This window comes from Rhodoblastus acidophilus (assembly GCF_025961575.1).
Taxonomy (GTDB): Bacteria; Pseudomonadota; Alphaproteobacteria; order Rhizobiales; family Beijerinckiaceae; genus Rhodoblastus; species Rhodoblastus acidophilus_C.
Genome location: NZ_JAOQNX010000037.1, coordinates 13,688 through 36,965, shown reverse-complemented (window position 1 = coordinate 36,965; position 23,278 = coordinate 13,688). Strand labels below are relative to the sequence as shown.

Sequence of the window (23,278 nt, the reverse complement as noted above, 5' to 3'; positions counted from 1 at the left end):
GCCTCGGACCGATGAAAAAATCCATTGATCAAATGACCTTGCCGCTGTTCGACACCACCGCTTTGAGCACGGGCGCGTTCGGGCTCTATTCCGGCCTGTCTCTCGGCGAACCCGCCGAAGACGACGAGCCCGAAGCCGAAGACCAGGGCTCCGTCGCGAAGCCGGTTGCGACTCCCGCGCGAAACTTCCGGCTCCGGGGATCGCGGCCTCTCGCCTCCGACTGGAAATCCCGCGCCGCCGACAATCTCGCCGCCATCCGCCTGATGCAGCAGATCGAGGGTGAGGCGCGCAATGCGACGCCGGAGGAACAGAGCCGGTTGGCGCGATTCATCTCATTCGGCGCAGGCGATCTCGCCAACAATCTGTTCCGCCGCGCCGCCGACGAGGCTCTGCCGAAAGGCTGGGAAACGCTCGGCCAGGAGCTCGAACAGCTGGTCTCGCCGACCGAACTGGCGAGCCTCGCGCGCGTCACCCAATACGCGCATTTCACGCCGGAATTCATCATCCGCGCCATGTGGAAGGCGCTGCGCCGTATAGGATTCTCCGAAGGCCGCGTGCTGGAGCCCGGTTGCGGCTCCGGACTGTTTTTCTCGATGCTGCCGGATGCGCTCGCCGACAAGACCACCCTGACCGGCGTCGAACTCGATCCGGTCACGGCGAAAATCACCAAACTCCTCTTTCCGAACGCCCAAATTCGCAACGAGGATTTCACCAAGGCGCGCCTGCCCGACAACTACGACCTGGTCATCGGCAATCCGCCGTTCAGCACCCGCACCGTGCGGGGAAGCGACCCCGTCGGCGCGCTCAATCTGTCGCTGCACGACTATTTCATCGCGCGCTCGATCGAACGCCTGCGCCCGGGCGGAATCGCCGCTTTCGTCACGAGCCGCTGGACCATGGACAAGACCGACGCGACAGCCCGCACGTTCATCGCCTCCATGGCCGACCTGCTCTGCGCCGTTCGCTTGCCGGAAGGCGCCATGCGCGCCGGCGCCGGGACCGACGTCGTGGTCGACGTGCTGATCTTCCAGAAACGCGACCAGGACCAAGCTCCCAAAGCGGCGAACTGGATCGAACTCGACGCGATCCTGCCGGCCGAGGATGGCGAGGACGAACTGCGCATCAACCAATATTTCGTGGCGCATCCCGCCATGACGCTCGGCGCGCACGCCCGCACCACCAGCGCCTATGGCCCGACCTACACTTGCCTTCCGACCCACGCCAACGAACCGGCGCTGTTCCGCCGCCTGATCGAGGCGCTCTATTCCGTCCCGCCCGCGATCTACGCGCCCCGGCCGCAGCTTCCCAAGGAACTGAACGACCTGCTCGACCTCGACGGCGAAACGATCGACGTCGGCACCGCCGCCGAAGGCGCCACGATCAAGGAGGGCAGCTATCTCGTCGTCAAGAACAGCCTGGCGCAGATCATCAACGGCAGGCCGGTCCCGGTCGCGGTCCGCCAGGGCAAGGGCACAGAAGGCATTCCCGCCAAACACGCCCGCATCATTCGCGGCTTGATCCAGGTCCGTGACGCCGTTCGCGAGGTTTTGCGCGCGCAGGCCGCCGATCAGCCGTGGGGCGTCGCCCAGGTGCGGCTGCGCTCGGCCTACGCCCATTTCAAGCGCGACTTCGGCCCGATCAACCTCACCACCATTTCCGAAACCACCACTGCCGACGGCGACATCCGCGAAACCGTGCGCCGGCCCAATCTCCAGCCCTTCCTCGACGATCCCGACGTCTGGCTGGTCGCCTCGATCGAGGACTATGACGTGGAAAGCGGCCACGCCAGCCAGGGCCCGATCTTCAGCCAGCGCGTGCTGCATCCGCCGACCACGCCGGAGATCACCAGCGCGGCTGACGCGCTCGCGGTCGTGCTGCACGAGACCGGCACGGTCGACGTCGACCGGATCGCGGAACTTTTGGGCGTCACCCGCGAGGCGGTCATCGCCGACCTCGGCGACCGGATTTTTCTCGACCCAATCGCGCATGGAACAAATGTAGAACTCTGGCACACCGCCGACGCCTATCTCTCTGGCGACATCCGCAAACGCCTCGCCGCGGCTACCGAAGCCGCAATGTCCAACCCCCGCTTCCAGCGCAATGTGGACGCGTTGAAGGAGGCCCTGCCGGAAGACCTGAAACCCTCCGAGATCACCGCCCGCCTCGGCGCACCGTGGATTCCGGCCGAGGTCATCGCCAAATTCTGCGAAGAGATCATGGGCGTGAAGACGCTGATCTATCACACCGTCGAAATCGCCTGCTGGACCGTGACCGCCAGCGCCTTCCAGCAAAACCCGGCTTCGACTTCGGACTGGGGCACGCTGCGCCGCCACGCCGGCGAGCTCATGATCGACGCGCTCAATTCGCGCATCCCGCAGATTTACGACGAATACCAGGAAGACGGCGTCACCAAGCGCGTGCTCAACGCGCCCGACACAGAAGCGGCCAAGGACAAGCTGGCCAAGATCAAGCAGGCGTTCGAGAACTGGATCTGGACCGACGCGGAGCGCGCCGAAACCCTGGCGAAGCTCTACAACGAGCGCTTCAACAATCTCGTGCCGCGCTGCTTCGACGGATCGCATCTGACGATCCCCGGCGCCTCCAGCGTGATCAAGTTCTATTCCCACCAGAAGCGCGCGATCTGGCGCATTCTGGCCGCCGGCTCGACCTATGTCGCCCACGCCGTCGGCGCCGGCAAAACGTTTACGCTCGCGGCGGCCGTGATGGAGCAGAAGCGGCTGGCTCTGATCACCAAGCCGATGATGACCGTGCCCGGCCATTGCCTGGCCCAGGCCGCGCGCGAGTTCCTGCAGCTCTATCCGACCGCCCGCATCCTGGTCGCGGATGAGACCAATTTCGCCAAGGACAAGCGCCAGCGCTTCCTCGCCCGCGCCGCGACGGCCAATTGGGACTGCATCATCATCACCCATTCGGCCTTCAAGTTCATCGCCACCCCCGCGAAATTCGAGGAGGGCCTGATCGCCGACCAGCTCGCCTCTTACGCCGAGCTGATGAGCCGCATCGACAAGGAGGACCGCGTCTCGATCAAGCGCCTGGAGCGCATGAAGGAGGGCATCGAGGCCAAGCTTGAGGCCCTGCAGAGCCGCAAGGACGACATGCTGACCATCGCCGAGATCGGCGTCGACCAGATCATCGTCGACGAGATGCAGGAGTTCCGGAAATTGTCCTTCACCACCAACCAGAGCACGCTGAAGGGCGTCGATCCCGACGGCTCGCAGCGCGCCTGGGACCTCTATGTGAAAACCCGCTTCCTGGCGCTGAACCGCCGCACCGAACGCGCGCTGATCGCCGCGTCGGGCACGCCGATCACCAACACGCTCGGCGAAATGTACACGATCCAGCGGTTCTTCCAGCCGGACATGCTGGAGGAGCGCGGCATTCAGGAGTTCGACGCCTGGGCGGCCTCGTTCGGCGAGACGACGACCGACCTCGAATTGCAGCCCTGGGGCATCTACAAGCCCGTGACCCGGTTCGCGCAATTCGTCAACGTGCCCGAACTGATCTCGATGTTCCGGGATTTCGCCGACGTCGTGCTCAAATCCGACCTTCGCGAGAACCTGAAGCTGCCGAGGATCGCCTCCGGACAGCGCCAGATCATCACCGCGCCGGCGACGCCCGCCTTCAAAGCTTACCAGAAGGTGCTCGCGCAGCGGATCAAGGCGATCGAGAACCGCCAGGGACGCCCGAAGAAGGGCGACGACATCCTGCTGTCGGTCATCACCGACGGCCGCCACGCCGCGATCGACCTGCGCTTCACCTACCCCGATCACGCCAACGAGCCCGAAAGCAAGCTCAACGCGCTGATCGACAAGGTCTTCCAAATCTGGCGCGACACCTCGGACCGACGCTATCGCCGCCCGGACGGAACAACCGACCCAACCCCCGGCGCCACCCAGATGATCTTTTCCGACCTGGGCACGCCGTCCGTCGCCGAGTCGCGCGGATTCTCCGCCTATCTGTGGATCAGGGAGACCCTGATCGCGCGCGGCGTCCCGGCGTCCGAAATCGCCTTCATGCAGGATTTTAAGCGTTCCGCGGCCAAGCAGCGCCTGTTCAACGACATGAACGGCGGCAAGAAGCGCATTCTGATCGGCTCGTCCGAAACCATGGGCACTGGCGTCAACGCGCAAAAACGCCTCGTCGCGCTCCACCATCTCGACGTGCCCTGGCTGCCTTCCCAGGTCGAGCAGCGCGAGGGCCGCATCGAGCGCCAGGGCAATCAGAACGAGGAAATCGAGCTCTACGCCTATGCGACCAAGGGCAGCGTCGACGCGACCGGCTGGCAGACGCTCGAACGCAAGGCCCGGTTCATCGAAATGGCCATGTCCGGCGACCGTTCGATCCGCCGGATCGAGGATGTTGGCGCCCAGGCCAACCAGTTCGGCCTCGCCAAGGCGATTGCGTCCGGCGACGAGCGCCTGATGCGCAAGGCCGGCGTCGAGGCGGAGATCGCCCGCCTCGAGCGCCTGCGCGACAATCATTTTGACGAGCAGATCATGCTGCGCGGCAAGATCGAGCGGATGCGCAACAACGCGGAACGCGCGCGCCTGCGCATCACCCAGATCGAGGCCGACATCGCTAAGCGCCGCTCTACGCGCGGCGACGCCTTTGCGATGACCATCGACGAAAGGTCGTTCACGGACCGCAAGGAGGCGGGATCGTTGCTGTTGAAGCATGTGGTCAAGAACCGCGCCGCGACCAAGAGCTTCAGTCCGCACCGGATCGGCGCCATCGGCGGTTTCGACCTGCGCTTCATCAAGAGCATGTTCGGCTATCCCGCCCTGGTGATGGCGCGCACCGGATCGAACGAGACGATCGAGACGGACGGCGACCTGACGCCGCTGGGCCTGATCTCTCGCATCGAGCATGTGCTCTCGCGGTTCGAGGCCGATTTGCGGGACGAGAACGCCACCATCGCCCAGGCCGAGACGTGGCTTCCGTCGCTGGCGGCGCGCCTCGGCGCACGTTTCCAGTTCAACGACGAACTGGCCGAAAAGCGGGCCGAACTCGCCGAGATCAACGCCTCGCTCGCGACGACGAAGAGCGAAGCGGACTACAACGAGCCGATCGCCGCAGCCGCTTGATGCGCTGACGAGCTGTCGCGCCGGGTCTTTCAGCCGGCGCCCTCCCCTCCCCCAAAATTTGAAAGGGCATGACGATGCGCTTCCGCCGCTGGCCCCACCCGACTCCTTTCGAAGACACGACCCGGAAACGCGCGGCCTTCGCGCGCAAGCAACGGCTTGAACGCGAATCCTTGCCGCTGTTCGCAAGCGCAATCGCGGAAAACCAGCACAGCGTCGACGAAGAAATGGCGCGCCGGGCCGTGAGTTGGGTCCGAATCCAACAATCAAGCCGAAATCGGCGCGCGGCCGACTGGCGGCGGTTTCGCGCGCGACTGTTTGCTTTCCCCGATGCGCTGCGGCGCCAAATCCGCGAGACATGGCGGCGCTGCCCCTACCCGCCAGACCCCTACAGCTTCGGGGATTTCCTGCGCCAGATCCAGATCGGTAAACTCGATCCCTTCCGGCCGCCCTGGACGTTCCATGCCTCCATCCGGGCGCGGACGACGCCCAATCCGACGACGTTCGCGGAGGCCTTCAAGCAGATCGGCAAGCCCCCGCCCTCTCCTGGCGCCCCGAAGCCCGCTGCGATTTACTGCGGCAATCTCGGCTCCGGGATTCTGTTCCTGCGGGCGACTCCGCTGCAAGTCGCTGCAGCCGCGCCCGATGATTGCGGCGAATTCATCGATCTCGAAATCACCGGCGCCTGTTCAGACGACGAGCTTGCTCTGATTGAGCGCCTCGCTCAGGCCGCTTGTTCGCGCCCCCTCGTCGCGCGTCGGCGCGGCGCCGAAGTCGGCTTTGCGTCGAAAAAGCAGAAGGCGGCGTAGGGCATAAAAATGAATGAGAAATCCAGCGCGGGCGACGCGCCCGCCGCAAAGGGTGGGTTCGGACGGCCGCTTGCGCTGGACCGTCCGAATCCCGGCGCAAGCGCCGCCTTTGCCCCGGTCGCGCCTCCGCGCTCGCGCGCTGTTGTTTCGGAAGAAGAAGACCGAAGCGCGAGCCATAGGAGCGAGGCATGGAACTCAGGATCGTCAATCCGAAAACCCTGGAATTCAAGGACAACAAGGATCCCCGCGAAATCGCCGCCGCGAAGGCGTCCGACGCCGGCCTGAAAGCCAACGTCAAGGCGATCGGCTTCATTCAGCCGCCACTGTTTGCCCAAGAGGATGATGGATCGCTGACGATCATCGCCGGCCGCCGCCGTTTGCGCGCCGCGATCGCCAACAAGGTGAAGGAACTGGCGATCCTGGTCAAACCTGCTGATCCGCTCGACAACATGCGCGCCGTCGCAGAAAACGCCGTCAGGGAGCCGATGTCGCCCGTCGATTTGTGGCGATCGTTCGAGTCCCTCGCCTCCGAAAATTGGACCGAAGAAGCCATCGCCGCCGCCTTCGCGACCACGGTGCGCCAGGTGAAGAAACTCCGACTGCTCGGCAAGGTGTTGCCTGAGATTCTGGAGCGGATCGGTCAGGGCGACATGCCCCAGGAGCATTATCTCCGCGCCATCGCCTCGGCGCCGATCGCTGAACAGGCCGAGGCCTGGGAGGCGCACAAGCCGAAGAAGAAAGACGGTGTGTCGTGGCACGCCATCGCCAACGCCCTGTCCCGCCGACAGATGTTCGCGCGCGACGCCAGCTTCGGCGAAACCGAACAGCAAGCCTTCGGCATCACCTGGATTGAAGATCTGTTCGCCCCGGCCAACGAAGATTCCCGCTTTACGACCGACGCCGCCGCCTTTCTCGCCGCGCAGCGCGCGTGGCTGGAAAGCAATTTGCCCGAGAACGGCGCGATCATCGAAATGGATCAGTGGGGCAACGCGCAACTTCCCAAGGGCGCCGAACGCATCTGGTCCACGCCGACGCCGGATGATCGCATCGGCCATTACATCGACCCGCGCTCAGGCGCCATCAAGACCGTCGCCTACCGTATCGCGAAGCGCGCCGCCGCCGCGAAAGGCATGGTCGAGGACGGCGGCGAGGGCGGCGAGCCGACGCAGCCGAAAACGCGCCCGGACATCACCGGCAAAGGCATGGAGATGATCGGCGAGATGCGGACCGAAGCACTGCACGGCGCGCTGTCACGGCCGGACATTGCCGACGAGACCCTGATCGCCTTGCTCATCCTGGCGCTCGCCGCCGACAACGTGACGGTTCGCACCGGTGACACGATGCCGATGCGCAGTCTGGTTGCGAAGATGATCGAGGGCGGCAAGATTTCGGCCGACGCCGCCCTTATCCGCGCGACCGCCATCAAGGCGCTCAAGGCGACGCTGAGCTGCCAGCTCAAATACAACGGGAGCGGTCTGGCGGCGCGCATCGCCGGCGACGCGATCGGGGCCGACGCCGAACTGCCGACCATGGCGACGGAAGAGTTCCTGCCGTCGCTGTCACGCGCCGCGCTCGAACGTCTGGGCTCGGGCATGGGCGTGTTGCCGCGCGGCAAGGTCAAGGACACCCGCGCCGCTGTCATCGAGCAGGCGCGTGAAACCCGGGTCGTCCTTCCGGAAGCCCACTTCGCGCTCAGCGACGAGGAAGCGGCCAAGTTCGCCCGCGGCTACTACCAATACGCCGAAGGCGAAGAGGATGCCGACGACGAAGCGTCGGAAACGAACGCGTTGGATGATCTTGATGGCGGCGTCGACCTCGGCGATGCGCCCAGTCCCGATGATCAGGCCGAGCAACCCCACGCCGCCGCCGCTTGAAATCGTGATCAAACCGGTGTGGCGCGCCGCCGCCGCCACGCCGACCAATCCGACAAACCGTCCAAACTTTGCGCCGCCGCACAAGCTGGTCTCGTCGCGCGCGAACCGCTGGAGAAAACCATGTCGCATATCGCTTTCGCTGATCGCGCCGGCGTCATCGGATTTGGCCTCCGATGCCCCACGGGCGCCTTGTCTATCGCCAAATATTCCAATCTCGAACTGCTCAAGTCGGCCGTCGCTGCAGTCGCCCGACTGGCGCACGACAATGAAACCCTCCTCGTTCCCGGGCTTCCCGAGGCTTCGAACAGCGACCACGCCATCAGGGCGCTGGTCAAGTTCGGCGAGACTGTCCGCTCTCGTTTGCAGGCGGTCTCGACGTGAACGCCGATGCGATCCAGCGGCGCCGCGCCGCCCGGAAATTGGCGGCCGACCAGCTCGCGACCGATCTCATCATTGATTGCGAACGCGCCGCCTCCCGCCGCGACAGCAGAAACACGAATCCTGAGCGATGGAACGGAACGGATTGGCGGCGATACCTCCACGCCGCCTTCCATTCTCCCGTCATCCTGAAGCTTTCGGCGCTCTATGCGTCGATAGGCGAGATCGAAACCGCGCGCGTTCACGGCTGATCCCGAAGCGGCGGAGCCATGAACAATCCGGCGCCCGCGGTGGCCGGCGCCATTGCGCGCAAGACCGTGAAGAGGAGACCCACCGCCATGACTGACGACGAGACCCAACGCACCGTTCGCGTGCGCGAACTGAACGACGCCTTTCGACAGGCGCCTCAGTCGAGAGGAAAACTGTGTCTTACGCGCAGCATCGCGAGCCTACCCTTGAACGCTCAGCTTGCAATCATCCGGCGCGTTATGACATTCGATGCGTTCACGACGGACAACGATCCGTACGAAGAGCACAACTTCGGCGCGTTCGAATTTTCCGACCAGAAGATGTTCTGGAAAATCGACTATTACGACCGCGCCTGCGAGTTCGGTTCCGAAAATCCCGCCGACCCGGCTCAGACGACGCGCGTCCTGACGATCATGCTCGCCAGCGAATACTAGCGGCAGCGCCGCGATTCCGAACACACGCGCGTTTCGCGAAACCTCACTCCTTTCCTTACGGAGGCGCGCATGCCAGCGCAGCAAACACCCTTTGCCTACGAAGGCCAGCGCCTCTCCGAGTCGAAGCTCCGGGAGGCCGCCCGCTTGTCCTGCGCAGCTCGAAGACGAGGCGGAGTCTTGAGCGCTGGGTCGTGCGACGAACTCTGGCGTAGGCGATGGAAAGGCTGCCACTTCTCTGTTTGAGAGTTTCGCAGGATTGACTCCGCTTCAAGTAGGCGGCGGTTAGCAGGGCGAAGCCACCGCCATTGCCGGCTGTGAAACCCCTGCAGGGCGCGGTTCAGCTTCACAGAACTGGAGCGTCGATTTCCTCCGAGGTTCAATTGTCAGAGCGGGTTCTTTGGCCACGGTATTGGTGATCCTGTCCGAAAAACGCCAATTGCAGCCAACCGCCAGAGCGACCAGAGAGCCGATGCGGCAGTCACGACGGCGTGTTGGTGATTTCGTTGCGTACTTGGCGCGCGCTTCCCTCATCTTGATGAGTCCGGAAGATGACAGGAACTGGGTTTCCTGGTCCCGGGCGACCTTTGAGGTTCGGCTCTATCATCCGTCTTCTTGCCCCGCTTGTGGCGAGCATGGCGGTATTCGTGCGACGTGACGCTCGACTGGGCCGATGTCAGGCGAAGCGGTGAGCGAAAGCCTTTGCGCCGCGATCAATGCCATTGGGTCGATCCAGCCGTCTTGGCGCCAGCTCATGGACCATCAACCCTCTGTCAATGCAGTCCCCTCGGTTTAGGTGACGCCTAGGCCGGCCAGCCAGCGCGTCAACCGTGGCTCGCAACGATTGTCCCCTTCGCTCTGGGAGCGAATTCCTCGCGAAACAAAATCGCCGCGATCTCACGATCCTCCGCAAGCGTCGGCCCGCTCAAGCGCGCGGCGCTCAGCGATTATCCCCTTCGCTCTGACGTGCGAATTCCTCGCGGAGCAAAATCGCTGACGCCGCGATGCACGCTTGGCGGGTTCTGCGCCGGCTCTGGGCCGGCCTCGTTCGGCGTCACCGAGGGGAACGCGTTGACAAAGGGTCAACGGCCCCCGGCGCCAAGAAGGATCGAGCAAATGGCTAACACTCGCAAGGCTCCCGCCCAGTCCGCCGAACATGCCAAACAGCCCAAGGCCGCCATCACTTTCGAACGGGCCAAGCTGTTGTGCCCCGACCAGGGCAAAGCCGAGCGCATCGCCGAAAACTTCGGCCTCATCTGCCCGGACTACGAAAACATCCGGGACCAGCACTCCCTCGCCCTTCTGAAAATGAAGGACGGCTTCGAGGCAGCCCTCAACGAAAAGGCCACCGCCCTGCACTTTCAGCGCATCGTCGGTTCTCTGGTCTCTTCGGCGGTCGGCGCGGGCTCGTTCTACTCGGACAAGGTCTCCGACGCCCGGGCGCTCGCGACCCGCACGCCCGAAGGTGGCGAGGACACCGACGCGCCGGTCGGGTTTGAAAGCAAGGCGCGCCGCGCGGCGGAATTCGCCGCCGACATGGGCCTCCAGGCCTTCGCTCTGCTGGCCGCCGCCCACGGCGCGGTTGATGCCTACAAGGACATCACTGGCGAAGAGTGGCGGGCCTACCGTGCTCCGGCCGAGGGCCAGCCGCTTGAACAGCGCGCCCTCAAGAGCCAGCTCGACGTCCTCTGATCGAGGACAAGCGGGAGCCCTCCGGGGCTCCCGCACCCCTGCGCTCTCAAGTGGCCAGGCCTCAGCGTTGGTCGCCGGACATTTTTCTCGATCGGCGCTTTTCGCTCGTGCTCAGCGCAAAAGTGGAATGGCCGATAGGCGAACGGCGCGAAAGGGTGCAATAGCGAGCGTCTGCGCTCCCGCCGTAACTGGCGGTGACCGCCGATGACGCCTCAGCCAGCTTCGCCTTGGCTAAATTTCTGCAAAGTTCAAGGTTTTTGGCAGAGTCCGGCTCAATCCGGCCCTTCACGGCGTCGCCCGGGAACAGCCGTTTCGATCCAAAGCTGCCAATCCAACCGAATTGGCGACAGGTTCTTGTTTGCCGAATTGCCGACGATCAGCGGGCCACCCATGCCTACGCGAAATTTTAAGCCAACTGCAAGTCTCTCATTTTAGTGTGGCGATGACCCTAGGGGACGCTTGATGGCCAAGGTACTGATCCGTGACGCCGCGAATGCCCGGCGCGATGAGGTTTCCTTCACTTTCGACTGGAGCGAAAGCCGGATTGTTCTGGCTTCGACGCTGATCGAGGAGCGGGTGCGCGCTGAGGCGGACAAGATCGCCTGCGGTGCCGCGCCAAGCCGGCTTTATGCCGAGTTGCGCGACGGGCTCGACACATTGGTCGACGAGATCGCCGCCCGCGCCGTAAAGGCCTTTGCGCGCGGCGCGTTTTTCCTGATCGTCAACGACCGCCAAGTCACGGACCCGCAGGAACGCATCGATCTCTCCACGACCACCGAAGTGGTTTTCCTAAAACTCGTACCGCTGCGCGGCGGTTGAGGAGCAGCTTGATGTTGCAGGGGAATTGCGCGCCGCCGGATGATTTGGATGCGCGCTTGCGCGAACTTGAACATGCCGTCGAGTCGCGCCAGGGCTTGGGCGTACTGCATCAATGGAGCAGCGAAGATCGCGGCCGGTTGCTGCTGGCCATGGTCGATACGGATTTCCCGGCGCGGACTCGGTTGAACCCGTCCGACATCGCCATGGCGTTGCACACCATTGTCTGGGCGTTCGCGAGTTTGCCGATCCGCCCGGATATTGTCGTCGCCATGGTTCGCAAGATCGAGCGCGATGCAAGCGTCGCCGGCTTTTCCGCCTTGAGCTGCTTCCCGCTCGCCGACTATCTCGAACGCGGCGGCGCGGCAGGACTCACGCTCGGCAGCGCTGAACGCGCCGATCTGAAGCGCCTCGCCGAAACGCTGGAAGAGCATGTCCACGAATGCCGGCGCAGTTATGAAAGGCAGGCGCTGCGGGCTCTGGCGACGCTCAACCTCTGGGCCGGTCGCCTCGTCGATCCCAACGAGGCCATCGTCAAGCGGCTGGAAGCCACGCCCTCGCCCAATCGTTTCCGTCCGCTTCCGCCGCATTTCGACTTCTGGAGCCGTTTCTTCCTCGCGGTCTCGCGCGAGGCCGAAACGCTCGCCAAGGAACTGAAGGGCAAGAGCCTGCCCGTTTGGACCCGCGACGCAGCGAAATTCGCCGAACGCTTTCCGCCGGACGGGCTGACGTTGCGTGCGTTCGGCTTCTGGACGCAAGTCGGTCCCCGCTGGCGCGACTGCAGCCAATTCGCGCCGCTGCGCAAGCCGAGCCGCGCCGCGGACTTTGCCGAATTTCGTGGCCTGCGCGCCATAGATGAAAAGGCTTTTGTGGCCTTGCGCGACGAACTGGAAGCGCTTGCCGCTCATCAATGGAACCAGCCATGGATTCCCGCCGCCGAGCGTCTGGCGCCGGAGCGCGAACCCCGGGACCTCGCCTTCCTCGCCACGCTCGCCGCAGCGCCGGACGCGGCCAGACCTAGCAAGGACTGGCTCAGGCAGTTGCGCGTGGCCGCAGAGGCGATTGGCTTCGATGAAGCCCGGCGCCGGGTCGCCTCCTGGCTGGATATCTTTCACCGACCCGGCGCGACGGCAGACAGGCTGGCGGATCTCGCCTTCTGTCACCGTTTCGCTCTGGAGGCGCACGCCTATGAACTGGCCTTTCCCGATTGGAAAAATTGCGACGACACGGCGCTCGCGCCTCTGGCGCGCTGGGTCGCTGTCGTTTGTCTCGGCGCGTCCGACGGACGGGTCTGGTCCTTTGCCGCCTTTCTCGAATGGGACTGCGCGCGACGTGACGCGCCGGCCCCGGAGATTTGCCATCCCGAGGGACGAAGCCCTTACGGAACTATCATCAACCCGGATTGCTGCCATTTGACGCTGGAAAACGATCTGCTGCTTCGCGGCGCCATCTGGGCGCTGGCGGAATGGCCGGCGCCCGACACGGTGGATCGACTCGAACGCATCGCAGGCGTGGCCGCGACCATTGCGGCGCGCTCGCGCATCGGCGCCAATGCCGCGATCAACGCGCTCGCCGCCCACGGCTCCATTGAGGCTTTGCAGGCTCTGACGCGATTGCGGCGCGCCATCGTGGACAAAAATTTAGCCAATGCCGTGGCCAAGGCGCTCGAAAAGGCGGCCGCCAGACAGGGCGTCGCCGCCGCCGATCTCGAAGAGCTGGGAGCGCCGACTTATGATTTCGCATGATGAAATCTTCGAGGGCGGGGGCGCGGAAGTTCGATGCTGAAAAGATTGTTCGGTGGCGAGCCGAAACCGGCTCCATCACTTGTCGAGGCTTGGAAAGGCGCGGCATCCGAGCGTCGGGGCCACGAATTCCTGATGCCGCTTTCGCCGGAACAGCGCGCCGATCTTCTGATCGCCCTGGCGACCGAAGCGCAGTTCAGGATCGGCCTCGAACCGGGCGACATGGATGGCCTCGCGTTCACGTCGTTTCTGCGTTTCGACCTGCGGCTGCGATCCGACCTGATCGCGATCGTTGTTCGCGTGATCCTGGAAAACGACAGACATTCTGGCTACACGCACATGCTCAGCCATGACTTCGCCAATATCCTCAACCGGGGGGCGCAAGCCGGAGGCGTGCTGACGCGATCCGACCGCATCCTGCTGGTAAAGCTGGCGGATCGGCTGGAGAAAAATCCGCACCGAAGCCTGCGCGAAAGCGAGCGCGAGACGCGCGAGACCATCGCGACGCTCAACCGCCTCGCCCAGCGAACGCCTGATGCGCTGAGCGCCATAAGCGAGCGACTCGACGCCGAACCCTCCTGCAACCGCCTGCGCCCGCCGCCGCCTTTCTTCGACTTTTGGTGCGATTTCTTCGTCGCCGTCTCGCGCGAAGCCGATATGCTGGCCAAGGAGCTCAAGGCCAAGAACCTGCCCGACTGGACGAGATCCGAAGCAAAATTCGCCGAACGCTTTCCTGAAGACGGTCTGGTTCCCCGCGAATTCGCCATCTGGCGCCGGTCGGAACTCGGCTTGCCCGCGAGCTGGGACCGCACCGATTTCAAGCCGCTGCGCAATGCAGGCCGCAGGACCGGCTTTGCCGAATATCGGGGCATTCGCAGCCTGGGTCGCGAAGCTTTCGACGCATTGAGCGCCGAAGTCGCGACTCTTGCCGATCACGACTGGAGCCGGAACTGGATTCCCGCGGCCGATCTGCTGGCGGCGGACCGAAAAGCTGACGATCTGGCTTTTGTCGCCGTTCTCGCGGAAACGCCGGATACGCCGACGCCGGGCAAGGCTTGGCTGAAACGGCTGCGCGCCGCCGCCGATGCCATTGGCGTCGAGGAAGCGCGCCGCCGCGTCGCCGCATGGTTGGAGGTGTTCCATCGTCCCGGCGCGCTGGCCGACAGGATCGAGGACCTCAACTTCTGCCACGCCTATGGCTTGATGGCGGCGACGTTCGAGTTGAATTTCCCGGCTTGGCGCAGCCTCGACGCCGAGGCTTTGGCGCGTCTTGCGCGCTGGGTTGCGCTGGTCTGCCTTGCCTATCCCGATGGCCATCGCTGGTCGCTTCACGCTTTTGTCCAATGGGAGCGCGACCGGCGCGCTCCCGACGCGCCAAAAATCATCTATCCCGACGATCGCGGCCAAAGCTATTTTGGCTGGGGGATCGCAACCAATGTTTACCGCCTGACGCTAGAAAATGAATTGCTGCTGCGCGGCGCGATCTGGGCGCTGGCGGAAGGACCCGGTCCTGACACGGTGGAAATATTGGAACGCACGGCCACGGTCGCCATCGACAGGGTCTTGCGCGCGCGTGCGGCCGCCAATGCGGCGCTCAACGCGCTCGCCGCCGAGGATTCGCCTGCGGCGCTGGAGGCGCTGACCCGCCTGCGCCGCGCGATCAAGGACAAGGCCATCGCCAATATGGTGGCGAAACTTCTCGCCAAGGCGGCCGCGAAACAGGGCATCGCCGCCGCCGACCTCGAAGAGCTTGGAGCGCCGTCCTATGGCTTCCATTGAATTCTCCAGGGTTCTTCCCAGCGCCGCGTCGGATTCGGCCAGTCTGCGGATGTGGTTCCTGGCGCAACTCGCGCCCGAGGCGGCCAACGACGACCGTCGCGCCGATGTGCTGCTGGCGCTGGACGCCGACAAGCACGCGCAGGTGCGATTGCGACCCGAAACCGGCGTGCTCGACGGCTTGATTTTCGTCGCCATGCAGCACGGTCTGCCGATACGCGCCGACCTTGTCGGCGCCATGGCCCGAATGCTCCTCACCAGTTTCGCAACTTGCGGCCATGCGCGCGTGGCGCCCTTCGCGGTCTATCTCGCGGAGGCCGAGCGGGATGGAATCCGCTTTACTGACGACGACAAGGCAGCTTTCGCCGCGTTGTGGGCGCATTGCGCAAAGGCGCCCATCAAGGGGGCGACCCAAGAGCGTGAGGCGAAAGCCCTTCAGGACCAATTGCGCCGCTTCGCCGGCATCGAAATCGATCCGCTGGACGCGGTGAAAAAGCGTGCGATCGCGCGGCCCTCGCCCTGTCGTTTCCGGCCGCCGCCGCCCGATTTCGACTTCTGGTGCGCGTTCTTTCAAAAGGTCGCCGCGCAGGCCGAGGCCCTGATCGCGGAACTGACACAAGCCGATATGCCAGTCTGGACGAAGGACCGTGAAGCCTTTTCGCTTCGGTTTCCCGAAGATGGCGTCTTGCCGCGCACTTTCGGGTTCTGGACCCACAAGGATCTGGACAGGCCCTTCGACTACCGCAATTTCGGCGGCTTGCATCCACCCAAGACCGGCCCGTTTGCCAAACAGGCGCCGTTCCGTGCGCCGCGCACCCTTTCACGCGAAGACTTCGACGCCCTGTGCGCGCGGTTCGCGCCGCTGGCCGAACATGAATGGGATCAGGATTTCATTCCCGGCGCCGAACATATTCTCGCGTCGGGAAAGCCCGAAGACTGGGCGCTGCTGGCGGTCCTCGCGGAGACGCCCGACGCCGCCGCGCCGACGGCAGGGTGGAAAAAGCGATTGAACGTCGCGATCAAGCCCATCGGCGCCGAGGAAGCCCGGCGGCGCTGCCTGTCCTGGCTTTCGCTCTACCACACGCCCGGAGGTTCTGAGGACGCGCTAAGGGAATTGTTCTTCCTGCACAGCTACCAACTCGAAGCCGCGACCTTTGCGATGCAATTCCCGCACTGGCCTTCCTTGCCCCCAGCGCAGGTCGATGGTCTCGCGGAATGGGTTGCGCTGGTGACGCTCGGCTTCAGCGTGTCGGAAACGTCCCTGAGTTTCTTCCTGGTGCATGCTTTCGGCTGGGACGCGCCAAGGGCTTCCTATGACGACGACCCACCCTATCGCCACTCCTGGGATTGCCATTTGGCGACCGTTGCCAACCAGAGGCTGCTCAAGGGCGCGATCTGGCTCGTCGCGGACAATCCGCCTCCCGATGCTGCGGAGATCTTCGAGCGAGTGGCGCGCGCCGCCATGCCCGTCCGGCTCCCCTCGCGCGCCGTGGCCAATGCCGCGATCAAGGGCATGGCTCTCGTCGGCTCTCAGCAAGCCATGGAAACGCTCGGGCGCCTGAAGCGCGATTTCGACGACAACGGCATCAGCAATGCCGTGGACCGCGCCATGGTGACCATCGCCAAGGCGCGCGGCGTCGCGGCGGCGGATATCGAGGAAATCAGCGTGCCCGCCTATGATTTCACTTGATCCTCCTCCTCGCGTCGCGAAATTTCCACTCGGCGACTGGACGGCGCTGATCGCCCTTTCGCCGCTGGGCCATACCAGCGTCAGCTATCTCGACCCCGGCGGCAAGGCGTTCAAGCGCCTGCCCGCATCCGAACCTTTCGCGCGCGAAGACGTGGATGCGCTCAAGGCCCGACGCGCCGACATCGATGCGGCGCTGGCCGAGGCGCGAAAAAGGCTGGAGCTGACCTGGCGCACGGGCCGCGACTGGCGGTTCGGCGACTGGCGCGCGCGCTACCCCGATCATCCCCTGATCGCCACGTTGGCCGCGCGCCTGCTGTGGCGCTTCGAACCCCGGAATCGCGCGCCTTTCGTCGCCTTCGGGACCGCGTCGGACCTGCACGGCCCCGATGGCGAAACCCATGCGGCGCCGGAAGGAGATTGCCGCGTCAAACTCTGGCATCCCCTGATGGAGACGCCGGAAACAAATGCGCGCTGGCGCGCAGCCTTGACGGCGGGCGGTCTGCGCCAGCCGATCCGCCAATTGTGGCGTCCGGTCTATCGGCTCACCGAGGCGGAGTTGGCGACCGCGACCTACAGCAACCGTTTCGCGGGCCTGATCCTCAACCAGCCGGTTTTCGTGCGCATCCTGCGCAACCGGGGCTGGGCGCTGCATTCACGGATGCTCAATTGCGTCCCGAAAAAATTCCATCCCGCGCGGCTCGACCTGCCGGGCTTCGGGCTGGTGGCGGAATTCTGGGGACGCGGCTGCGGCGCCGTGCAGGAGAACCACGGCGGCTATGCCGCGCCCAATTTTGCCAATTTCGCCACGTCGCAAATCCGATTCTACCGCGCCGCCGAGATCAACGGCGCCGACGCGCGCCCCGTGGCGTTGGAAAATGTTCCGGCTCTGGCTTTCGCCGAGGTGCTGTTCGACATCGATACGGTCACCGGCGCCAGCGTCCTCGGTCTAGATCCGCAATGGGCCGATCCCGGCGCCGAGGCGGAGCCGCCGCCGCCGGAATTCGACCGGGGCGCGCTGGGCATCGACGACAATCTCTCGCTGCAGGCGTTTGGCGAGAGCGCGATCCTGCGCGCGGAAATGCTGGAATGGCTGGTTCCCAAACTGGCGATCGCCGGGCGCTGCCGCATGGAGCATAACCACCTGATCGTGAGCGGCGAATGGCACAGCTACGCCATCCATTGCGGCAATGCCGCCGTGCGCATCGTCGGCAAGAACCAGCATGTCTGCATCGTGCGCGGGGAGGGCGGCGGCGATCTCGGCGGCGTGCCCTTGCCCTTCGCGGGCGACGACGTGCTTTCGCTCATTCTGTCCAAGGCGCAATTGCTCTGCGACGAGACCAAAATCAAGGACCGCGTAATCCTCAATCAGATCGCGCTCTGACCCCGCCCTGACAGCGAACGTCCGCGTGGAGTCCCAAAACTTCCATTAGTTCCACTTCGCCTTTCCGCCCGCGTCGTCAATTTGCAGCGGCCTCGGGAATGTCCGGAATCCGCCGGAAAGGGCCGTCGCATTTCGTCCCATCTATCGTGCCAGCCACTCCCTCAATTTTGTCCAGCGCCTGATTGTTCGCACGTTCCGGATGGCGATGGCCAAGGCCCGCTTCTGCCCGACGATCACGACCAGCCGCTTCCCGCGGGTGACCGCCGTGTAGACGAGGTTGCGCGCCAGCATGGTGTAGTGCTGGGTCGCCAGTGTCACGACAACGGCGGGATATTCTGACCCTTGCGACTTGTGAATGGTGGTGGCGTATGCGGGCACGAGAGCGTCCAGCTCGCCGAACGAGTAGGTCACCTCACGTCCGTCGAAGCTGACAACCAGGGCCCCTTCCTCCCGATCAATGCGGACGACGCGCCCAAGGTCACCGTTGAAAACCTCGCGGTCGTAGTCGTTGTCGGTCTGCATAATCTTGTCGCCGGGCGCAAACACCGATCCAAACCGCTCGATCTTGTCGACCGGATTGGGGTTCAGCGCCTTCTGCAGGTCGGCGTTGAGCGCCCGCGCGCCCAGCGCACCCCGCTGCATTGGGCACAGCACCTGCACGTCGCCGACCGCGTCCATGCCGAACCGGCGCGGGATGCGATCGCGCACGATCTCCAAGACCTTGGCGGCCCCTTCCTCTGGAGAACCCGCCTCGACAAAGAAGAAATCGGCGTCTTCGCCGCGCCGCGGCCATTCCGGCATTTTCCCCTCATTGATTCGGTGCGCGCCGACGACAATCCGGCTTTCCGCCGCCTGCCGAAACACTTCGGTCAGGCGGGCGACGGGAAGCGCGCCGGATTCGATGATGTCGGCGAGAACCCGCCCGGGACCGACGGAGGGAAGCTGGTCGACGTCGCCCACCAGAATCAGGCCCGAGCTGACGGGCAAAGCCTTGAGCAACGAAAACATGAGGGAGGCGTCGATCATGCTGGCCTCGTCGACCACCAACAGGTCGCAGTCGAGCGGATTTTCGGCGCCGCGCTTGAAGCCGCCTTCCTTCGGGTCGGTCTCGAGCAGCCGATGGATGGTCTTCGCCTCCATTCCGGTCTGCTCGGTCATGCGCTTGGCGGCGCGGCCCGTCGGCGCCGCGAGCAGGATTTTCGTGCTTTTGGCCGTCAGGATTCTCAGGATGGCGTCGAGCAGGGTGGTCTTGCCGACGCCAGGGCCTCCGGTCACGACCAAAACCTTCGATCTCAACGCCATGGCGACGGCTTCGCGCTGAGACGCCGCCAGCGTCTTCCCCGTCTTTCTCTCGACCCAAGCGACGGCGACAGGGGCGTCGATCTCCGGCCACGGCGTCTTGCCGTCGCACAGGAAGAGGAGCCGGTCAGCGGCGCCCTTTTCGGCGATATGCAGGCCACGCAGGAAAATACACTCTGTTCCCTCGATGGCGTCGGCGACGACTTCGCCCGCCAGCAGTTCCTCGGCCAGCGCGGTCTCGATCGGGCCAGCGGGGACATCGAGCAGGTCGCTCGCCGACCGGATCAGTTCGGCCCTCGGCAATCCGCAGTGACCGTCGTCGGTTGCTTCCTGCAAGGCGAAGGAGACGCCCGCGCGCAGCCGCTGCGGGGATTCCTTGGTCAGCCCGAGCCTCATGGCGATGGCGTCGGCGGTGCGGAAGCCGATGCCCCGGATGTCGCGCGCCAGACGGTACGGGTTCTCCGTCATCACCTGGATGGCGTCATGACCATAGGTTTTGAAGATCCGCACCGCGCGCGAGGTGCCCACGCCATTGGCGTGCAGGAACACCATGATGTCGCGCACGGCCTTCTGCTCGGCCCAGCCGGCGGCGATCCGCGTCGCGCGCATCTCGCCAATGCCTGACACCTCTCTGAGCTTCGCCGGCTCCGCCTCGATGATCTCGAAAGTCGCCGCCCCGAAAGCCGCGACGATGCGCTGCGCGAGCTTGGGGCCAATGCCGCGCACCATGCCGGAGCCGAGGTATTTCTCAATCCCCTCGGCGGTCGTCGGCGGCGTGGTCTTGAGGAAATCGGCCTTGAACTGAAGCCCATGCGTCCGGTCGGTGAACCAGACGCCGACGGCGTGGATGAACTCGCCGGCGGAAATCGACGCCGCATGGCCGACCACGGGAACCAGGTCACGGTGGCCTCGCGCTTTCACCTTCAGGACGGCGAAGCCGTTGTCCTCGTTGTGGAAGGTGACCCGTTCGACCGAACCGACCAGCGTTTCCTTATGCGGCGTTTCCAGCGCGTTGGCCAAGCCTTCGAACCTCTCGTACACCGTGGCGCTGCATCGCGCGACAGGGCCGCCGAAGTCTAACGCCATACTCGTCGTTCGGGGAGCGTAAGGCTCTTGCAATCGCTTGGTTGGCGGCTCCGCCTGGCGGAGCGGCGCATCCTGTTGCGCTCTTTGATGCGCGAGTTCGCGCGAAGCCCGAGAAAATCGAAATCACCCGACGATCCTGGAGATCGGCGGTGATGACGAAATTGTCAGGATTGATAGAAAGACTCTGGCGCGGGTCTGCGTCCAGGGGAGAGGGCGCGCCACTCTAATCGGCTGGCCAGGATGATGGCTCGGTTGCGATTGCTGTCGCGAACAGGCTGTTCATAATCGCGTGAACGACAGCGCGCTAATCTGTTCTCAGAGGCACACTTGCATCAACGCCGAGGAACTCCCAAACGGAGATCCCCAGGCGCGCCGCCATTTCTTCGCACATCAGCAATGGGGGGCCGGCCTCCAGCCGTCTGATGAGATAGAACTGCAATAGGCTTATGCCTAGAAACTTGGCCTTGTCGGCGTCGGTTGCGCCGATAGTCGCCGTCATTTCCCCAATCACCAACGCCATGTGTTTCAGCGCATGATCCGTCGCAATCAGGCGACCACGCACCTCGTCATCGCCGCAAAGCGTGCATAGCGGGATCTGAAGCCGGATCGACATCTCGAAAAGGCGATCAAGCTTTGGATTGGCCGAACAGCTTCGCAGCATCCGAAACGCAGCGCCCGAGATTCCAAGCGTTTTCGCGTATTCTGGTTTTTTCAGGCCGCTTTTCTTTTGTAACGTAGCCAGAGTCTGCGCCAATCCGACCAGAATGGGCCGATCTCGGCGGATTTCTGGGGGGAACCGGAGGCGTGTGTATGGTCGTTTTTCTCTCGCGGAAGTTGTGTCCGGCTGTTTCTCGCGTTTCTTCATATTTTTCAGCCATTTTTGTAGGCTAAAAAATTCTAAGCATGAATCACCCGTTTCTCAAAGCCGCCATAATTTCATATTGCTAACGAAATTTACGTTTGACGTCGTCGTCGGACCAGCGCCGTCGAAATCACGTGCTGAGGCCACTTCCAGAGAATTCCTCGCCAAACACAATGTAATGGCCAGGAAAATGGCTGAATCTAGCCTTTTCGCCCCACCCAAATGCGCTTTTAAGCAGCCGATGCTTCCTGGATCGCGATCCACCGACCTGACGCCCATGCCCGATCACGAGCGATGAGGCACACCTTGACGCCGGCTTCGCTTGATCCGCAGGCTTGGGTTTGAAGTCACCTCATAAAATCAGCAGGATAGCAAACGTCCATCAGCGCCCTTAACGCTCGCCTATTTGCTCAGGCGAAACAATTTGATTTTGCTAACGACTTTATCAATATTGCCGGATGAACCCCGACTCCCCGACGAGTCGGCGGTCGCGGCCGAGCTCAGTGTTTTCGGGCGGTCGTTCTCTGAGTCCTGGTTCATCGACGCCCAGGCTCGGATTTCTGGTGCCACGCGTCTTGCTATCTGGGCCGATTTCGGACCCGCCTATTGGAGAAAACAGCATTAGAAAAACGTAAAGCCCGCCGGGGGCGGGCCTCACAAACTAGCTAGATAGAGTCGGTGCGGGGAAAGCCCCTTCAAGGTTCGCCAAAACCTTGAAACCGGGAAAGCGACAACAACTTTATTTTCCCCGAATCGGACTCTGAAGTCAAGCAGGAAGCACATTTCTGCTAACGGCTTTTCTTTGCCCGTTGAGGCTCTGACGCCCCTGGCATGACCCACATCATTGGAGAGGTTCATGCACGCTGTGTTCACGGCGCCTATTCGGCTGCGCTCATTGATTATATCCATTTGCCCGAGCGCCGACCGATGATCGGCCTTGCCCCCCTCGCAATCATCGCAGCAACCAAATCCCTGATCGCCCTGGAAAGCTTCGCAAAAGATATATGGACGGAGTGGGCTGACGGAGCTCTGTCCGATAACCAAGCCGAAGCTCTCGCCGCAGCCGTTGAACGGCGGAAGAAGGAGGTTCGCGGCGTTGCTCCCGTCACCGTCGCGCCAACGATTACTGCCGCCACCAAGACCCGGAGCTTGCCGAGCCACTTTCCGCCGAAGCACAAGCGGCCGTTGTCGCCCGACCGACGTGCATCACTCGAACGCCGTCGGCTGCTCGCCACGTCCGGCCCGATGCCCCCTGCCCTGGCCTGCCGTTTCACAACCGGCGAGCTTGCCGCATTGCGGATCGTTGCGGACGCCGTGCGCGACCGAGGCGACTGCCGATTATATATCGCGGAGATCGCAGCCCGCGCTGGGATCGGCGAAACCACTACGCGCAACGCGCTCCGTCTCGCCGTGCGCGAGGGCCTTATCACGATCGAGGTGCGCCGGCGCGACAAGCGCCCAAATCTCTCCAATGTCGTCCGGATTATTTCGCGAGAATGGAAAATCTGGATTAAGCGCGGACAGCGCGCTTTTTGTCTTTCTCGAGGATCTCATCCGCCCGAAGGTGGAGGGTTCAAAAAGGCAAAGCCCACGGATAAAGCTTCTTGCAGAAGCACTTGTGGAGATCGCGAGATAGGCGATTGTCGTTCGCGCACCCCACAGATAATGCGGCTCCGACGACATAGCCTCAAGGACGCGGCGGCTCCGGCGCCAGGTTGACGCTTCCGACGTCCCTAACCCGCGAGCATCCGCCGTGACCGAAAGAATGGAGCGGCGCTGCGCCGCCCTTTGGCTTGCCGGCATGAGAATTTGCAAGATTGTGTCCAGCGCCCTACCCGCTCATGTGCGGATAGGAATATTTCGCATGAACGTAGTCGGGCTATAGGAGACAACAAAGCCTTCCGGGTGGGAATATCGAGCCACTGGAAGCTAGGATATGAGATTGTCACGGCGAACTGTGCGCTCGTGCGCACCAAACTGAGATTGAAGACGGTGCCTGCTCGCGGCCGCCGGAATAATGGCGCGAATGCGACGAACTTTCCCGGCGGAGTGTTGATTGCGGGACGAACCGACGGCGGCGCGTGCGCAAGC

At 63.8% G+C, this 23,278-nt stretch carries 15 protein-coding genes; 13 read left to right on the top strand and 2 right to left on the bottom strand.

Annotated features, from left to right (window positions below; genetic code table 11):
* Positions 1 to 11 precede the first annotated feature (11 nt).
* The 12 genes from M2320_RS20385 to M2320_RS20330 all read left to right on the top strand — a co-directional run bounded on the left by M2320_RS20385 (position 12) and on the right by M2320_RS20330 (position 17,940).
* Positions 12 to 5,105 carry an N-6 DNA methylase gene (locus M2320_RS20385; RefSeq protein ID WP_264598857.1) on the top strand — a complete coding sequence of 1,698 codons (5,094 nt, stop codon included), beginning with the start codon at positions 12 to 14 and terminating at the stop codon, positions 5,103 to 5,105.
* 68 nt (positions 5,106 to 5,173) lie between these two features.
* Positions 5,174 to 5,911: a hypothetical protein gene (locus M2320_RS20380; protein WP_264598856.1), complete on the top strand. Its 738-nt coding sequence runs from the start codon at positions 5,174 to 5,176 to the stop codon at positions 5,909 to 5,911.
* A 188-nt stretch (positions 5,912 to 6,099) separates the two neighbouring features.
* Positions 6,100 to 7,785: a ParB N-terminal domain-containing protein gene (locus tag M2320_RS20375; RefSeq protein ID WP_264598855.1), complete on the top strand. Its 1,686-nt coding sequence runs from the start codon at positions 6,100 to 6,102 to the stop codon at positions 7,783 to 7,785.
* Between the two features lie 120 nt (positions 7,786 to 7,905).
* Positions 7,906 to 8,166: a hypothetical protein gene (locus M2320_RS20370; RefSeq protein WP_264598854.1), complete on the top strand. Its 261-nt coding sequence runs from the start codon at positions 7,906 to 7,908 to the stop codon at positions 8,164 to 8,166.
* Positions 8,167 to 8,204: 38 nt separating this feature from the next.
* A complete protein-coding gene (locus tag M2320_RS20365) occupies positions 8,205 to 8,414 on the top strand; it encodes a hypothetical protein (RefSeq protein ID WP_264598853.1) in 210 nt (69 codons plus the stop codon).
* Between the two features lie 18 nt (positions 8,415 to 8,432).
* Positions 8,433 to 8,846, top strand: a complete 414-nt coding sequence (locus tag M2320_RS20360) for a DUF3768 domain-containing protein (RefSeq protein ID WP_264598852.1) — start codon at positions 8,433 to 8,435, stop codon at positions 8,844 to 8,846.
* A gap of 1,113 nt (positions 8,847 to 9,959) precedes the next feature.
* Positions 9,960 to 10,535 (top strand): hypothetical protein, encoded by a 576-nt coding sequence (locus M2320_RS20355; RefSeq protein ID WP_264598851.1) that lies wholly within the window; start codon positions 9,960 to 9,962, stop codon positions 10,533 to 10,535.
* 462 nt (positions 10,536 to 10,997) lie between these two features.
* A complete protein-coding gene (locus tag M2320_RS20350) occupies positions 10,998 to 11,354 on the top strand; it encodes a hypothetical protein (RefSeq protein WP_264598850.1) in 357 nt (118 codons plus the stop codon).
* Between the two features lie 56 nt (positions 11,355 to 11,410).
* The gene (locus M2320_RS20345; RefSeq protein WP_264598849.1) at positions 11,411 to 13,096 is read left to right on the top strand and encodes a hypothetical protein; all 1,686 of its coding nucleotides are present in this window, start codon (positions 11,411 to 11,413) and stop codon (positions 13,094 to 13,096) included.
* 132 nt (positions 13,097 to 13,228) lie between these two features.
* Positions 13,229 to 14,872, top strand: coding sequence for a hypothetical protein (locus M2320_RS20340; RefSeq protein ID WP_264598848.1), 1,644 nt, complete (start codon positions 13,229 to 13,231; stop codon positions 14,870 to 14,872).
* Positions 14,859 to 16,559 (top strand): hypothetical protein, encoded by a 1,701-nt coding sequence (locus M2320_RS20335; protein ID WP_264598847.1) that lies wholly within the window; start codon positions 14,859 to 14,861, stop codon positions 16,557 to 16,559. The genes M2320_RS20340 and M2320_RS20335 overlap by 14 nt, the downstream gene beginning before the upstream one ends.
* The gene (locus M2320_RS20330) at positions 16,546 to 17,940 is read left to right on the top strand and encodes a DUF4132 domain-containing protein (RefSeq protein ID WP_264598846.1); all 1,395 of its coding nucleotides are present in this window, start codon (positions 16,546 to 16,548) and stop codon (positions 17,938 to 17,940) included. The genes M2320_RS20335 and M2320_RS20330 overlap by 14 nt, the downstream gene beginning before the upstream one ends.
* A 141-nt stretch (positions 17,941 to 18,081) precedes the next feature.
* On the opposite strand, the gene recD2 is transcribed toward M2320_RS20330, so the two are convergent.
* Together recD2 and M2320_RS20320 are read right to left on the bottom strand one after the other, a co-directional pair.
* Entirely contained in the window at positions 18,082 to 20,259 is a 2,178-nt protein-coding gene (recD2, locus tag M2320_RS20325; protein ID WP_264598845.1) for an SF1B family DNA helicase RecD2, read from the bottom strand.
* 370 nt (positions 20,260 to 20,629) lie between these two features.
* Positions 20,630 to 21,190, bottom strand: coding sequence for a hypothetical protein (locus M2320_RS20320; RefSeq protein ID WP_264598844.1), 561 nt, complete (start codon positions 21,188 to 21,190; stop codon positions 20,630 to 20,632).
* An 828-nt stretch (positions 21,191 to 22,018) separates the two neighbouring features.
* Here M2320_RS20320 and M2320_RS20315 point away from each other — a divergent pair.
* Complete coding sequence (locus M2320_RS20315; RefSeq protein WP_264598843.1) at positions 22,019 to 22,906, top strand: helix-turn-helix domain-containing protein; 888 nt, start codon at positions 22,019 to 22,021, stop codon at positions 22,904 to 22,906.
* Positions 22,907 to 23,278 lie beyond the last annotated feature (372 nt).

Bases quoted from the DNA above. Each gene is read 5' to 3' on its own strand.
- M2320_RS20385 (WP_264598857.1), top strand. From the start codon at position 12: ATGAAAAAATCCATTGATCAAATGACCTTGCCGCTGTTCGACACCACC.
- M2320_RS20380 (WP_264598856.1), top strand. From the start codon at position 5,174: ATGACGATGCGCTTCCGCCGCTGGCCCCACCCGACTCCTTTCGAAGAC.
- M2320_RS20375 (WP_264598855.1), top strand. From the start codon at position 6,100: ATGGAACTCAGGATCGTCAATCCGAAAACCCTGGAATTCAAGGACAAC.
- M2320_RS20370 (WP_264598854.1), top strand. From the start codon at position 7,906: ATGTCGCATATCGCTTTCGCTGATCGCGCCGGCGTCATCGGATTTGGC.
- M2320_RS20360 (WP_264598852.1), top strand. From the start codon at position 8,433: ATGAACAATCCGGCGCCCGCGGTGGCCGGCGCCATTGCGCGCAAGACC.
- M2320_RS20355 (WP_264598851.1), top strand. From the start codon at position 9,960: ATGGCTAACACTCGCAAGGCTCCCGCCCAGTCCGCCGAACATGCCAAA.
- M2320_RS20350 (WP_264598850.1), top strand. From the start codon at position 10,998: ATGGCCAAGGTACTGATCCGTGACGCCGCGAATGCCCGGCGCGATGAG.
- M2320_RS20340 (WP_264598848.1), top strand. From the start codon at position 13,229: ATGCCGCTTTCGCCGGAACAGCGCGCCGATCTTCTGATCGCCCTGGCG.
- M2320_RS20335 (WP_264598847.1), top strand. From the start codon at position 14,859: ATGGCTTCCATTGAATTCTCCAGGGTTCTTCCCAGCGCCGCGTCGGAT.
- M2320_RS20330 (WP_264598846.1), top strand. From the start codon at position 16,546: ATGATTTCACTTGATCCTCCTCCTCGCGTCGCGAAATTTCCACTCGGC.
- M2320_RS20320 (WP_264598844.1), bottom strand. From the start codon at position 21,190: ATGAAGAAACGCGAGAAACAGCCGGACACAACTTCCGCGAGAGAAAAA.
- M2320_RS20315 (WP_264598843.1), top strand. From the start codon at position 22,019: ATGACCCACATCATTGGAGAGGTTCATGCACGCTGTGTTCACGGCGCC.